This window comes from Nocardia asteroides (assembly GCF_900637185.1).
GTDB classification, from domain to species: domain Bacteria; phylum Actinomycetota; class Actinomycetes; order Mycobacteriales; family Mycobacteriaceae; genus Nocardia; species Nocardia asteroides.
In genome coordinates this window covers 2,018,934-2,032,606 of sequence record NZ_LR134352.1, presented here as the reverse complement: position 1 = coordinate 2,032,606, position 13,673 = coordinate 2,018,934, and the positions used below count along the sequence as shown (strand labels likewise).

General features: G+C 70.6%; 13 protein-coding genes. 8 read left to right on the top strand and 5 right to left on the bottom strand.

What is annotated here, in order from left to right:
- Window positions 1-73: 73 nt before the first annotated feature.
- Complete coding sequence (locus tag EL493_RS09395; protein WP_019045359.1) at window positions 74-877, top strand: SDR family oxidoreductase; 804 nt, start codon at window positions 74-76, stop codon at window positions 875-877.
- Between the two features lie 4 nt (window positions 878-881).
- Here EL493_RS09395 and EL493_RS09390 read toward each other — a convergent pair whose 3' ends face one another.
- Both EL493_RS09390 and EL493_RS09385 read right to left on the bottom strand, forming a co-directional pair.
- Entirely contained in the window at window positions 882-1,307 is a 426-nt protein-coding gene (locus EL493_RS09390; RefSeq protein ID WP_030200294.1) for an acyl-CoA thioesterase, read from the bottom strand.
- The gene (locus EL493_RS09385; RefSeq protein ID WP_022567387.1) at window positions 1,307-2,257 is read right to left on the bottom strand and encodes an AraC family transcriptional regulator; all 951 of its coding nucleotides are present in this window, start codon (window positions 2,255-2,257) and stop codon (window positions 1,307-1,309) included. The genes EL493_RS09390 and EL493_RS09385 overlap by 1 nt, the downstream gene beginning before the upstream one ends.
- An 80-nt stretch (window positions 2,258-2,337) precedes the next feature.
- On the opposite strand from EL493_RS09385, the gene EL493_RS09380 reads away from it, so the two are divergent.
- Together EL493_RS09380 and EL493_RS09375 are read left to right on the top strand one after the other, a co-directional pair.
- Window positions 2,338-3,183 carry an NAD(P)H-binding protein gene (locus EL493_RS09380; RefSeq protein WP_019045356.1) on the top strand — a complete coding sequence of 282 codons (846 nt, stop codon included), beginning with the start codon at window positions 2,338-2,340 and terminating at the stop codon, window positions 3,181-3,183.
- Between the two features lie 117 nt (window positions 3,184-3,300).
- Complete coding sequence (locus EL493_RS09375) at window positions 3,301-4,563, top strand: MFS transporter (RefSeq protein ID WP_198040784.1); 1,263 nt, start codon at window positions 3,301-3,303, stop codon at window positions 4,561-4,563.
- On the opposite strand, the gene EL493_RS09370 is transcribed toward EL493_RS09375, so the two are convergent.
- A complete protein-coding gene (locus tag EL493_RS09370; protein WP_019045354.1) occupies window positions 4,553-6,253 on the bottom strand; it encodes a nitroreductase family deazaflavin-dependent oxidoreductase in 1,701 nt (566 codons plus the stop codon). The two genes, EL493_RS09375 and EL493_RS09370, sit on opposite strands and share 11 nt — an antisense overlap.
- A 105-nt stretch (window positions 6,254-6,358) precedes the next feature.
- Here EL493_RS09370 and EL493_RS09365 point away from each other — a divergent pair, with 105 nt between their 5' ends.
- Window positions 6,359-6,922 (top strand): TetR/AcrR family transcriptional regulator, encoded by a 564-nt coding sequence (locus EL493_RS09365; RefSeq protein WP_019045353.1) that lies wholly within the window; start codon window positions 6,359-6,361, stop codon window positions 6,920-6,922.
- Window positions 6,923-6,928: 6 nt separating this feature from the next.
- Here EL493_RS09365 and EL493_RS09360 read toward each other — a convergent pair whose 3' ends face one another.
- Window positions 6,929-8,083 (bottom strand): DUF5925 domain-containing protein, encoded by a 1,155-nt coding sequence (locus tag EL493_RS09360; RefSeq protein ID WP_019045352.1) that lies wholly within the window; start codon window positions 8,081-8,083, stop codon window positions 6,929-6,931.
- Window positions 8,084-8,180: 97 nt separating this feature from the next.
- Between EL493_RS09360 and EL493_RS09355 the strand changes: the two genes are divergently transcribed.
- The gene (locus tag EL493_RS09355; protein WP_019045351.1) at window positions 8,181-9,752 is read left to right on the top strand and encodes an MFS transporter; all 1,572 of its coding nucleotides are present in this window, start codon (window positions 8,181-8,183) and stop codon (window positions 9,750-9,752) included.
- A gap of 85 nt (window positions 9,753-9,837) precedes the next feature.
- On the opposite strand, the gene EL493_RS09350 is transcribed toward EL493_RS09355, so the two are convergent.
- Window positions 9,838-10,557: a hypothetical protein gene (locus tag EL493_RS09350; RefSeq protein WP_019045350.1), complete on the bottom strand. Its 720-nt coding sequence runs from the start codon at window positions 10,555-10,557 to the stop codon at window positions 9,838-9,840.
- Window positions 10,558-10,768: 211 nt separating this feature from the next.
- Between EL493_RS09350 and EL493_RS09345 the strand changes: the two genes are divergently transcribed.
- The 3 genes from EL493_RS09345 to EL493_RS09335 are packed head-to-tail and all read left to right on the top strand — an operon-like array spanning window position 10,769 to window position 13,633.
- Window positions 10,769-11,767: a FecCD family ABC transporter permease gene (locus tag EL493_RS09345; protein ID WP_030200299.1), complete on the top strand. Its 999-nt coding sequence runs from the start codon at window positions 10,769-10,771 to the stop codon at window positions 11,765-11,767.
- Complete coding sequence (locus EL493_RS09340) at window positions 11,764-12,810, top strand: FecCD family ABC transporter permease (RefSeq protein WP_019045348.1); 1,047 nt, start codon at window positions 11,764-11,766, stop codon at window positions 12,808-12,810. The genes EL493_RS09345 and EL493_RS09340 overlap by 4 nt, the downstream gene beginning before the upstream one ends.
- 10 nt (window positions 12,811-12,820) lie before the next feature.
- A complete protein-coding gene (locus EL493_RS09335) occupies window positions 12,821-13,633 on the top strand; it encodes an ABC transporter ATP-binding protein (protein ID WP_019045347.1) in 813 nt (270 codons plus the stop codon).
- Window positions 13,634-13,673: the final 40 nt, after the last annotated feature.

The following is a 13,673-nucleotide window of genomic DNA, read 5'->3' as shown; positions in this document are numbered from 1 at the left end:
GGTGTGAAACAGCCCGATCTCGGTGTACCGCAATCAGGTACCTACCGGTACGGAACATCGTTAGGGTGCGGGCATGGAGATTGCAGACAAGGTCGCCGTCGTCACCGGAGCGGGAGCGGGGATCGGGGCCGCGCTCGCCCATCGCCTGGTCGCGGGCGGCGCGCGGGTGGTGGTGGCCGACATCGACGCCGACACGGCGGCCAAGGTGGCCGGTGAGCTGGGCGAGAGCGCGGTCGCGGCCGGTGGCGACGTGGCCGACGAGCAGGTGATCGCGGAACTGATCGCGACCGCGGAGCGCAGCTTCGGGCCCGTCGATCTGTACTTCGCCAACGCAGGCATCGGCGGCGGCCCCGGGCTGGACAGCACCGAGGCGCAGTGGGCGGCCACCATCGACGTCAATGTGATGGCGCACGTGCGCGCGGCGAAGCTGCTGGTCCCGGGTTGGGTCGAGCGCGGCGGCGGCTACTTCGTGTCCACCGCGTCGGCGGCGGGCCTGCTGACCCAGATCGGCTCCGCGCCGTACTCGGTGACCAAGCACGCGGCCGTCGGCTTCGCCGAATGGCTCGCGGTGACCTACGGCGAGCAGGGCGTTCGGGTGAGCTGCCTGTGCCCGATGGGCGTCGACACCAGGCTGCTCAGCGGCGACCTGATCCCCGACGCCCCGGAAGCCGCCGCCCTGGCCATCAAGGCCGTGACGACGGCGGGCGCGGTGCTCTCGCCCGAATCGGTCGCCGACACGGTGATCGAGGCGATGGCCGCCGAGCAGTTCCTGATCCTGCCGCACCAGGAGGTGCTGCAGATGTACCGGGGCAAGGGCGCCGACTACGACCGCTGGATCACTGGCATGCAGCGCTTCCAGGGCATGCTGCGCGGCTGAGGGCTCAGCCGGTGACGAGCTCGGCGGCGGCCGCGCGCACGACGTCGGGAATCGGCACCGGCTTGCGGGTCTCGGTGTCGACGTAGACGTGCACGAAATCGCCGGTCGCGGCCAGTTCGAGCCCGGCCTCGGTCTCCTTGAAGATCGCCAGATCGTAGGTGATGCTCGAGGTGCCGAGGCGGGCGATGCGCAGTCCCACCCGCAGCTGGTCCGGGAAACTGACCGACCCGTGGAAGCGGCACGCGGTCTGGGCGACGACACCGAGCGCGGGCAGCGCGGTGATGTCGGTGCCGGTGGCCCGCATGAGCCAGGCGTTGACCGCGGTGTCGAAGTAGGAGTAGTAGGTCACGTTGTTCACGTGGCCGTACTGGTCGTTGTCGGCCCATCGGGTCGGCATCGGCCACAACACGGGGTAATCCATGGGTGTCATCATGCCGAAGTCGACAGCGCGCCCGCACTCCCCTGCCGGTGGTCGCGAGGGCTCACCCCGAAGTGCCGTTTGAACGCGGTGCTCAAGGCGAAGGCGCTGCCGTAGCCGACCTGACGGGCGACCGCCTCGACCGTGACATCGGACTCGGCCAGCAGATCGGCGGCCATCGACAGCCGCCACTCGGTCAGGAAGGTCATCGGCGGCTCGCCGACCAGTTCGGTGAACCGGCGGGCCAGCGCCGCCCTGGACATGCCGACCGCCTCGGCCAGCGCGACCACCGTCCACGGGTGCGCCGGATTGTGCTGGAGCAGGCGCAGGGCCTTGCCGACCAGCGGATCACTGTAGGCGTGGTACCAGGCCGGGGCGTCGTCGCGAGCGAACCAGGCGCGCAGTGCGGCGATGAGCAGCAGGTCGAGCAGGCGATCGAGCACCACGGTCTGCGCGGGCAGGTCCTTGGTGGCCTCGTCGACGAGCAGGTCGAGCAGCCGGGTGTCGAGCTCACCGCGCGGCAGCACCGCCACCTGCGGCAGCGCCCGCAGCAGCCGTCGGCTCACCGCGCCCGCGGATTCGTAGGTGCCGGTGACCATGAGCGTCTCGCCGTCGGCGTCGGTTCCCCACTGCCGGACACCGAGACTCAAAGTCTCACACAGGATCTCACCGTCCGGCGTGGTGGTGACCTGGCCCGGCTGGATGATGATCTGCGGCTCGGTCGCCGGATCGTCGGCCACCGTGTAGGGCCGCGGTCCGCGGAACACCGCCACGTCGCCCGCACCGAGCTGTCGCGGCGGCGTGGAATCGGTACTGATCCAAGCCTTTCCGCGAATCATCGCCAGCACCGTCAACGGCGCCTCGTCCTGGATTCGCAGCGACCACGGCGGATTCAGCAACGAACACATCAGGAAGGCACCGCGGGCGCGTGGCCCCTCGAGCAGACCGGCTAACGCATCCACGCCTCCACAGTAGACGACGGCGTATGTTCGCGAGCGGCACGACGATGTCGCTCGCAGCCCAGGGCCGATGTACTTGTCTCATGACAAACACCACCTCTCACCAGCACCTTTCCCTCGTCACCGGCGTGACGGGCAAGACCGGAAGCCGGGTCGCCGCCCTGCTCGCCGCGGCGGGTCACCCGGTCCGGCCCGGCTCGCGCACCGCGCCGATCCCGTTCGACTGGGCCGACCGCGCCACCTGGGCGCCCGCCCTGGCCGGGGTGGACTCGGTCTACCTCGCCTTCCAGCCCGACCTGGCGGTGCCGGGCGCCCCCGACACCATCCGCGCGTTCACCGCGGCCGCCGTGGCGGCGGGCGTGCGCTCGGTGGTGCTGCTGTCGGGCCGGGGCGAGCCCGAGGCACTGGAATGCGAGGAGATCGTGCGGGATTCGGGCCTGACCTGGACCGTCGTGCGGTGCAGCTTCTTCGCGCAGAACTTCAGCGAGGGCGCCTTCGTCGACGATGTGCTCGCGGGCGCCGTCGCCCTGCCCAACGGCGATGTGCCCGAGCCGTTCGTGCACGCCGACGACATCGCCGAGGTGGCGGCGGCCGCGCTCACCGACGCCCGGCACGCGGGCCAGGTCTACGAGCTCACCGGTCCGCGAGCGCTGACCTTCGCCGAGGCGGTCGGCGAGATCGCCGCGGCCACCGGCCGCGAGATCGCTTTCATCCCCGTCACCCGGCCGGAATTCGTTGCGGCACTGAGCGAATACCAGGTCCCCGGCGAGGTGATCAGTCTGCTGGACTACCTCTTCGGCACGGTCCTCGACGGCCGCAATTCCGCCCCCGCCGACGGTGTGCGGCGCGCCCTGGGCCGTGCGCCCCGCGATTTCACCGACTACGCGAAGGAGGTCGCGGCCACCGGCGCCTGGGCGCCTCGGGCATGAAACCTTGATCACCGCGCTCCCACGGCCATCCGGGGTGGACCCGGGGCCGTTGGAGCGTGGCGCGATCGAGACGTGCGGCCCGGGCGAGTCCGCGACGATCCCCGTACCGTCGAATCGGTGACCCCAGCGACGATCGACCGCAAGTTGCGCGCGGCCAGGGCCGCGGTGTTCGGCACGTTCACGCTGAACGGATTCCTGCTGGCCATGTGGGTCGTGCACATCCCGGCGATCACCGACCGCACGGGGGTATCGGCCTCACTGCTCGGCATGTTCGTATTGCTGCTGGCGAGCGCGGCGATCGTCGGGATGCGGCTGGCGGGACCGGCCGCCGACCGGTTCGGCAGCCGCACCCTGGTGGCGCTGGCCGCCACCGGCATCTCGGTGACCGTGCTCGGACCCGCACTGGCCACCGGCCCGGTCACGCTGGCCGTCGCGCTGGCCTGTTTCGGGCTCGGCAACGGCGCGCTCGACGTGTCGATGAACACCCAGGCGGTGCACGTCGAGCGGGCCTACCACCGGCCGATCATGTCGGCGTTCCACGCCATGTTCTCCGGTGGCGGATTCGCCGGCGCGCTCGTCGGCGCGGCCACGCTGCGGATGGGCTGGTCACCGCAGCTCACGCTGGCCTGCGCGAGTGTCGCCGGACTCGCGGTCACCGCACTGGTCGTCCCACGGCTGCTGCCCAGCGGTGAACCCGAAACAGGCTCGCGTGCGGAGCGTTACGACACCACCGCCGACCCGGACGAGACGTCGACCGGCCGCGTGCGGGATCAGGACGACACCGCGAAACCGACGCACACACCCACCGGCGACACCCGGCAGGCCCGCGACCGGCACCGGCGCACCACCCAGGTCGTCGCGCTCGGCACCATCGCCTTCGTCCTGCTCTTAGCCGAGGGGGTCGCCGCGGACTGGAGCGCGCTGCAGGCCCGCGAGCACCTCGACGTCTCCGAATCCGACGCCGCGCTGGCGTTCGGCGCGTTCTCGGCCACCATGACGCTGGGCCGCTTCCTGGCCGACCGGGTGAGCGGGGCGTTCGGGCCGGTCGCGATCGTGCGGTACGGCAGCCTGCTCGCGGCGGCCGGGTTCGCGGTGGTCATCGCGTCGCCGTGGCTGCCGGTGACCCTGATCGGCTGGGCGATGTGCGGATTCGGGCTGGCCGGCGGCGTGCCCCAGATCTTCACCGCCGCGGGCAATCTCGGTGGGTCCACGGCCGCCACCGACATGTCCCGGGTCTTCACCATCGGCTATCTCGGGCTGCTCGCGGGACCGGCCGTGATCGGCTGGCTGACCGCGCTCGTCCCGCTCACCGCGGCGCTGGCCGTGCCCTTGGTGCTGACCCTGGCCTGCGCCGCGCGCGCCGAGGTGGTCAGTCGGTGAAGGTGATCCGCACCGAGACCGGGGTGCTCTGCAGGGCGCGGAAGGTCGCGGCGGTGAGTCCGGCGAGCACGGGATTCGGCGCGAAACTGCGGGCCCGGGCGACGACATCGTCGGCGGGCCGCAACTCGGCGGTGCCGGTGCGCCACCGATCACCCTGCCGCACCCGGACTTTCGGCTCGGCGACGATATTGACCGCCCAGCCCGACCTGGTCCCGTGCTGGCTGATCACCCATGCGCCGGTGTCGTCGAAGGACACCGACACCGGGACGACCCGGGGCTGGCCGGACTTGCGGCCGGTGGTCTCCAGTTCGGTCGCGAACGAGGTGCGGATGCCGACCCGGCTCAGCGCCCGCACCGCCGGGTTGGCGACATAGCGCCCGAAGGCCCGTTCGATCTCGAACTTGCGCCGCATCGGGTCTTTGGCCTGCTGGTTCACCGGTGTGCTCCTTCTGCTCCGGAATGCGTCCACGCCATGGTGTTTCAGCATGGCGGCGGCGGTCAGCCACGGGGTGCGGCCGGGATCGGGGTCGGCGCCGGACCCGATCAGGTGCAGCTGATCGGTATGCCACTGCAGGTCGAGGGCACCTTCGAGACTCTTGACATTGGCCAGCGTCGACACGCGGGCGGGCAGGCCGAGCGTGATCCGCGGGGAATGCAGCCGCGCGGTGCGCTCGTGCAGGATGTCGCCCGCGGCGCCGGGCGTGACCGCGCTGGGCCGCCCGAGCCCGACGACATCGCACTCCCCCGACTCGACCGCGTCGACCATGGCCACCCGGGACCGGAATCCGCCGGTGACCGCCAGCGGCACCGCGCCTGCGGCGTGGCGCACCGATCGCGCGTAGTCGAGGAAGTACGCCTCGCGCGCGGCCGTGCTCGCCGACTGCGCCACCGGCCTGCCCATCATCGCGGGTGATTCGTAACTGCCACCGCTGATCTCGATCAGGTCGAGCCGTTCGGCGGCCAGGCGGCGTACCACCGCGCGGGACTCGTCCTCGGTGAAGCCGCCGCGCTGGAAGTCGGCGGAGTTGAGCTTGATGGCGACGGCGAACCCCGGCGACACCTCGGCCCGGATGGCCCGGACCACCTCCAGGACGAAGCGCGACCGGCGCTCCGGATCGCCGCCCCAGCGGTCGTCGCGCTGGTTGGCCAGCGGCGAGAGGAACTGGGAGACCAGGTACCCGTGCGCGCCGTGGATCTGCACGCCGTCGAAGCCGGCCCGCTCGGCGATCCGCGCGGTGGTGGCGAAGCGTCCCACGATGTCGACGACCTCGTCGTCGGTGAGCGCGCGCGGCGCGGGGATACCGGGCAGGCCGAGGCCGATCGCCGACGGCGCCACCGGCTGCGTCCGCGTGGCGAGCGGATTCGCCTGGCGGCCGGGGTGATTGATCTGCATCCAGAGCTTGGCGCCGCCGGTCTTGGCGGTGCGCGCCCAGCGGGTCAGGTCGTCGAGGTGACGCTCGTCGTCGATGACGACATTGCCCGGTTCGCCGAGATGGTCGCGGTGGACCATCACATTGCCGGTGACCACCAGGCCGAATCCGCCCGCGCTCCAGCGCCGGTAGAGCCGGTCGAGCCGCTCGTCGGGCGCGCCCTCGCTGGTGCCGAGGCCCTCGCTCAGCGCGGCTTTCATCAGGCGGTTGGGCAGCACTTGGCCGCACGGCAGGGCGAGCGGTTCGCTCAGGGCTGTCATGGTCGGCTCCTCCGCGGGTCACCTCGACTACACCGATCGGTGTACTTGCCCGAACGGTAGTACACCGATCGGTATACTTCAACAAGACCGACCGAAAGGACGCCGATGGCCGCACGCGACGGACTCGTGCAGAGCGCGATCGACCTGGTCCGCCGCAACGGTGTGACCGGGACCGGAGTCGCGCAACTGCTCGACCACAGCGGGCTCTCCCGCCGCACGATCTACCTGAACTTCCCCGGCGGCAAATCCGAGCTGATCACCGAGGCCACCCGGGTCGCGGGGCGGGCGATGACGACGCTGATCGAGACGTTCAGCCAGGGCGCCGAGCCGGAGGCGACCATCTGTTCCTTCACCGACGCCTGGAAACAGGTCGTCGAATCGAGCGACTTCCTCGACGGCTGCCCGATCGTCGCGGCCGCGCTCGGCCGCTCGGAGGCACCGGCCGCCGCCGACGCCGCGGGCGAGGCGTTCGACGACTGGGAACGGGCCCTGGAAACGCGATTGCGCGCGGAGAACGTCGCGCCCGAGACCGCGCGCTCGCTGGCGACGACGGTCATCGCCACCATCGAGGGCGCGGTGGTGATGTCGCTGGCCAAGCACAGCACCGAGCCGCTGGACCGGGTGGGCCGTCACCTCACCGAGCTGGTCAGGGCACACGTTCCCGGCTGAGCGCGGTCACAGATACATGCCGACCTCGGCCGGTTCCCTGGTCACCGACTGGATCAGGATCTCGCCGTCGCGCCGCGCGACCAGCTCGGCCAGCGTCGCCCCGCCCTGCTCGACCGGTTCACCGGGCGGGCAGTCCTGCCGGGCCAGCCAGTCCCGCGCCTCGGCGGGCGAGAGCCTGCCGACCTCGAGCTGGGCCAGGCAGCGGCCGGGCCGGACCACCGCCGGATGCAGCCGGGACAGGTCCTCGTTGGTGGTCACCGCGATCAGTACGTTGCGGCCCTGCCCGAGCATGCCGTCGGTGAGATTGAGCAGCCGCGAGAGTTTCTGCCCCGCGGCCTCTTTCGCCTCGCCGCGGATGAGCTCGTCGCAGTCCTCCAGCACCAGCAGGCGCCAGCGGCTGCCGTCGTCGCCGTCGGCGCCCGCGGCCACCTCCATCAGGTAGCCGGGATTGCTGAACAGTTCCTCGGGGTCGACCACGCAGTCCACCTGACACCACGACGACCAGGCCCGGGCGAGCGCGCGCAGCGCGGTGGTCTTGCCGGTGCCCGGCTCGCCGTGCAGCAGCACCAGCCTGCCCCTGATGTCGGCGACCTGCAGCGCCATCAGCCGATCCATGCTCGCCGACACCGCGGCGGCGTAGTTGCCGCGGATCTCCGACCAGGCCGGGGCCGCGATCTGGCGGCGCCTGCGCAGCGGCCGCCGCACGTCCATGTGCCAGAAGCCCATCTCCACCGTGGCGTCGGCGCCCGGCGGCAGCACCGCCTCGGCGGTCGCCTGGGCCAGCACGTCGACGGCGAGTTCGTCGCTCACTGCGGTCACCTCGACGGTGGCCGAGCCGCCCGCCCAGCGCACGGCCCGCAACGACCAGCCCTCCCCCGCGACGAGCGTCGCGCTGCTGTCGTCGTCGGCCACCGAGCGCACCACCCGCGAATCGGCGGGCCGCAGCGAGGCCTCGGGGCGCACCCGGTCCAGGTGGGCCTGCCGGGCGAAGGACTGATCGCCACGCAGGAACGGGGCCAGTGCCAGCGCGTCGATCGCGTCGCGGGTGGAATAGGTGGAGTCGATGGCCGCCGACCACGGAAACCGCTCGCCCGGATCCTCCGGCTGCCGCTGCGGATCGACGAGCCTGAGCTGTTCGTTTCGTGTGGACACCGCGCCCATCCTGACGGGATCGCCCCACCCTGTCCACCGACTTCCCGGCGCGCGGGCCGGAAAAACCCGTGGCACGCGCCCATGAACCGTCGGTAACGTCGAGGTCGTGACTTCCACCGAGAGTGCGCGGACCGCCGTCGAACCGACCGGAACGGCCGGCCTCAAAGAGTGGATCGGGCTGGCGGTGCTCGCCCTGCCCACGCTGCTGATCTCGATGGATCTGAGCGTGCTCTACCTGGCCATCCCCAAAATCAGCGAGGCGCTGGAACCGAGCAGCTCGCAGCTGCTGTGGATCCTGGACATCTACGGCTTCCTGGTCGCGGGCTTCCTCATCACCATGGGCACGGTCGGCGACCGGATCGGCAGGCGCAAGCTGCTGATGATCGGCGCGCTGGCCTTCGGTATCGCCTCGGTGGTCGCGGCGTACTCGACCAGCGCGAGCATGCTCATCGGCACGCGCGCGCTGCTCGGTATCGCGGGCGCGACGCTGATGCCCTCCACCCTGGCGCTGATCCGCAACATGTTCCACGACGACCGCCAGCGCACCACCGCGATCAGCGTGTGGATGACCAGCTTCATGATCGGCATGGTCATCGGGCCGCTGGTCGGCGGCGCGATGCTGGAGAACTTCTGGTGGGGTTCGGTGTTCCTGGTCGCGGTGCCCGCCATGGTGCTGCTGCTGGTGACCGGGCCGATCCTGCTGCCCGAGTACAAGGACCCGAATCTGGGCAAGCTGGATCTGCTCAGCGCGCTGTTGTCGCTGCTGGCGGTGATGGGTGTCATCTACGGCATCAAGGAACTGGCCAAGGACGGATTGTCGGTCGAGGCGGTCGGGGTACTGGTCGCCGGTCTCGCCCTCGGTGTGGTGTTCGTTCTGCGCCAACGGCGGCTGACCGATCCCCTCATCGATCTGAACCTGTTCGGCAATGTCCGGTTCAGCGGTTCGCTGGCCGCGCTGATGGTCGCGATGCTCGCGATGGGCGGGCTGTTCCTGCTGCTGGCCCAGTATCTGCAGCTGGTCCTCGGGCTCTCGGCGTTCGAAGCCGGACTGTGGACGGTGCCGCAGGCGGCCGCCATGGTGGTGGCCGCGGGTGTGGTGAGCGCGCTCGCCCCGCGGGTACGACCCGCCTACCTGATGGCGGGCGGGCTGGTGCTCGCGATGGCCGGGTACGCGCTGTTCACCCAGCTCGCGGGCACCGACGATCTGGCACTGATCGTCACCGGCATGGTGGTGTTCTCACTCGGTCTCAGCCCGATGTTCGTCCTCGGCCTCGACCTGATCGTCGGCGCGGTCGATCCGGCGAGGGCGGGCGCGGCCTCGGCGATCTCGGAGACCGGGCAGGAACTCTCGGCCGCCCTCGGCGTCGCGGTGATCGGCAGCATCGGCACCGCGGTCTATCGCGGGCAGATGGCCGACACCCTGCCCGCAGGTCTGCCCGCCGAGGCCGCGCGGGCCGCCGAGGACACCCTCGCCGGCGCGCTGCACGTGGCGGCGATGCTGCCCGAAGCGCTGTCCGCCGAGCTCAGCACCGTCGCCCGGCAGGCCTATACCCAGGCGCTCCAGGTCAATTCACTCGTCGGCATCGGACTCACCGGGATCGCCGCCGTCCTGGTCATGACCCTGCTGCGGCACATCCCGGCGCCGGACGAGAAGGCCGCCGACGCCGAATCACACTGAGACAGACCGAGATCCCGCCCGATCGTGATCGGGCGGGATCTCTCCTCGTCGAGTTGTCCCCCTCCACGAGTGTTCCGGTGGCGGCCTACTTGGCGGGCGCCGGGTTGTTCGGCATCGGCGAGTTGATGGTGGTGAAGTACTGCACCGCGGCCATGATCGCGACGGGGGCGGTGATGAAGATCTGGCCGGCCAGGGTGCCCAGCGCGCCGATGGCCATGATGCCCGCGACGCAGCCGACGGCCGCGGCCGGAATGAACGGGCCGAACATGCCGACGATGGTGGCCGAGGCGATGGTGGCGCCCGCGATGCCGCCGAGCACGCAGCCCACCGCGCCGCCGCCGAGGCCGCCGACCAGGGTCGCGATGCTGGCGCCGAGGGAGATGGTGCTGCCCAGGCGGCTCCACGCCGCCTGCTCACGGTCGTACTCGTTCTTCCACGGCGCCTTGTCCTCGTACGGCAGCGCGACTGGCTTGTAGGTGGCGTGCGCGAGGTCGAACTGCGGGGTCAGGGTGGCGGTGCGGCCGGCGATGTCGGCGGCGATCGGGAACACGAAATCGTCGACGCGGAAGGACAGTTCGCTGCCCGCGACAGTGGTGCCGTCGACGGCCTTGATCTTGAAGACCCCGTCCTCGACCACGAGCGAGCCGGAGTCGGTCCCGATCACGGTGTTGGTCTCGGTGGTGGTGGCGGTGTAGTTGATCGGCGCGCTCGGGTCCGCGGCGGGCGCCGCGTGACTGGTGCCTGCCGCGATGCCGAGGGCAACGCTGACGGTCGAGGCCAGCAGGGCGAACTTGGTGATTTTCACGGGGGTGAACCTTTCGTGTTCCTCGTGGTGAACTGCGCGGCGCAGAGGCTGCGGACCGAACGAACCGGAACCATAGCTAGGTAAGGCTCACCTATCAAGACCTTGCCTTGTCTAAGCTCTTTGTGCATTAGTCAGGCAAGGCTCACCTATCTAAAGGTTTCTTAGGCTAACCTCCCAAGAGACTTGGTTCTACGTGAAAGAGATTCCCCTAATGAGAAGTCCGCGCTGGTGCGGCTGGTTGCTGACGGCCGCGTTGCTGATCGCGGCCTGTTTGCTGAGCCTGCTGGTCGGCACGAAATCGATCCCGGTCGGCGAGGTCTTCCAAGCGCTGACCGGCCCGGTCAGCACCCCCGACCATGTCACCGTCACCGAGTACCGGCTGCCGCGAACGATTCTCGGGCTGCTGTGCGGATTGGCGCTCGGCGTCGCGGGCTGCCTGATGCAGGCCCTGACCCGCAATCCGCTCGCCGATCCCGGTTTGCTGGGCGTGAACGCGGGCGCGGCCTTCGCGATCACGATCGCGGTGGGGTTGCTCGGCGTGAGTGAGATCACCTCCTACGTGTGGTTCGGGTTCGCCGGAGCCGCGCTGGTCTCGGTGGTGGTGTACCGGCTCGGTACCGCGGGCCACACCGGCACCGACCCGATCCGGCTGACCCTGGCCGGCGTCGCCGCCACCGCGGTGCTCGGCGGTCTCACCCGCGGCCTGATCCTGATCGACCCCAAGGCCTTCGACGAGATGCGGCGCTGGGACGCCGGTTCGCTCACCGGTCGCGGGTTCGACATCATCACCGGCGCCGCGCCGTTCATCGTGGCCGGGCTGGTGATCGCCGCGATCTGCGCGCGTTCACTCAACGCCGTCGCCCTCGGCGACGAGCTGGCCCGGTCACTGGGAGTGCATGTCACCCGGACGCGGCTGCTCACCGCGCTGGCCCTGGTGCTGTTGTGCGGCACCGCGACCGCGGCGGTCGGTCCGATCGCCTTCGTCGGGCTCGCCGTGCCGCACATCGCCCGCTGGCTGGTCGGTCCCGATCAGCGCTGGATCTTCGGGTACTCGCTGGTGCTCGCGCCGCTGCTGGTGCTCACCGCGGACGTCCTGGGCCGCATCATCATCCGTCCCGACGAGGTACCCGCGGGCTTGGTGACGGCGTTCCTCGGTGCGCCGATGCTGATCTGGCTGGCGCGACGTTCGCGAGTGGGAGCCACGGCATGATCGACTTCGGACGCACCATGCTCGTGCTGCGCGTACCGCGCCTCGGTCTCACCACCAGGATCGGCGTGCGCACCGTGGTGGTGTGCGCGATCCTGCTCGCGATCGCGCTCGCCACCGCCGTATTCGCGCTGGGTACCGGCGATTTCCAGATTCCCGCGCCGCGCGTGCTGCGCGCGCTGTTCGTGGGCGACGAGCGCTTCGACCGGCTGGTGGTGTGGGACTGGCGGCTGCCGCGCATCCTGATGGCCTTGGCTCTCGGCGCCGCGCTCGGCGTCAGCGGCGCGATCCTTCAATCGGTCACCCGCAACCCGCTGGGCAGCCCGGACATCATCGGGTTCAGCACCGGCGCCTACACCGGCGCCCTGCTGGTGATCCTGATCCTCGGTGGCGGCAGCTTCCAGACCGCGGCGGGCGCGATGATCGGTGGCCTCGGCGCCGCCCTGGTGATCCACCTGCTGGCCTTCCGGCACAACGTGACCGGCTTCCGGCTCATCATCGTCGGCATCGGCGTTAGCGCCATGCTCGCCTCGGTCAACACCTGGCTGATCATGCGGGCCGACCTGGACGCGGCGATGTCGGCGGCGGCCTGGGGCGCGGGCTCGCTCAATGGGCTGTCGTGGCCGCAGGTCGCGCCGACGATGATCATCCTGGCCGTGCTCGCGCTGGCGCTGATACCGGCAGCGTCCCGGCTGCAGATCCTCGAGCTCGGCGACGACACCGCGCGGGCCCTCGGCCTGGACGCGAGCAAGGCGACCGGCTGGCTGATCGCGCTCAGCGTCGGTTTCACCTCGCTGGCGACGGCGGTGGCCGGGCCCATCGCCTTCGTCGCGCTGGCCGCGCCGCACCTGGCGCGCAAGCTCACCCGCACACCGTCGATCGCGCTGGTTCCGGCCGCAGCGATGGGCGCGGCCTTGCTGATCACCTGCGATTGGATCGCCCAGCACGCCTTCGCGCCGACCACCATCCCGGTCGGCATCGTCACCGGCTCGGTCGGCGGCCTGTACCTGGCGTATCTGCTCGTCGCCGAGGCGCGACGGAAATAGGGAAAGCGATATGAACGACTCTCACGCCGCGCGGTTGCGCGCCGACCAGGTCCGGCTCGGCTACAAGGGCCGCACGATCAGTGATCAGCTCTCTGTGGATATCCCGGACGGCAAGTTCACCGTGATCATCGGCCCGAACGCCTGCGGCAAGTCCACGCTGCTGCGCGCGCTGGCCCGGCTGCTGGCCCCCGAGTCCGGCACGGTCCTGCTCGACGACAAACCGGTGACCGACTATCCGGCCAAGGAACTGGCCCGCCAGGTCGGCCTGCTGCCGCAGACCTCGACCGCGCCGGACGGCATCCGGGTCGCGGATCTCGTGGCGCGCGGGCGCTATCCGCATCAGAGTTTGCTGCGCCAGTGGTCGCGCGCCGACGAGGAGGCCGTCGCGGCGGCGATGGCCGCCACCGGCGTCGCCGAGTTGTCGGCGCGGCCGGTCGAGGAACTGTCGGGTGGTCAGCGGCAACGCGTGTGGATCTCGATGGTGCTGGCCCAGCAGACGCCCATCATCCTGCTCGACGAGCCGACCACCTATCTCGACATCGCCTACCAGATCCAGCTGCTCGACCTGTGCCGCTCGCTCCAGCGCGAGTCGGGCCGCACCGTCGTCGCGGTCCTGCACGACCTCAACCACGCCTTCCGCTACGCCGACCACCTGATCGCCATGCGCGACGGGCGGGTCGTCGCCTCCGGGCTACCGGCCGAGATCGTCACCGCCGACCTGGTCCACGAGGTGTTCTCGCTGCGGTGCCGGATCGTCGACGACCCGGAAACCGGTACCCCACTGGTCATCCCATTGGCGGAGAACGCCGCCCAGGTGCACTGAGGCGGCATCGCGCCGCCATCGTCAGAAATGAGGAATTCCC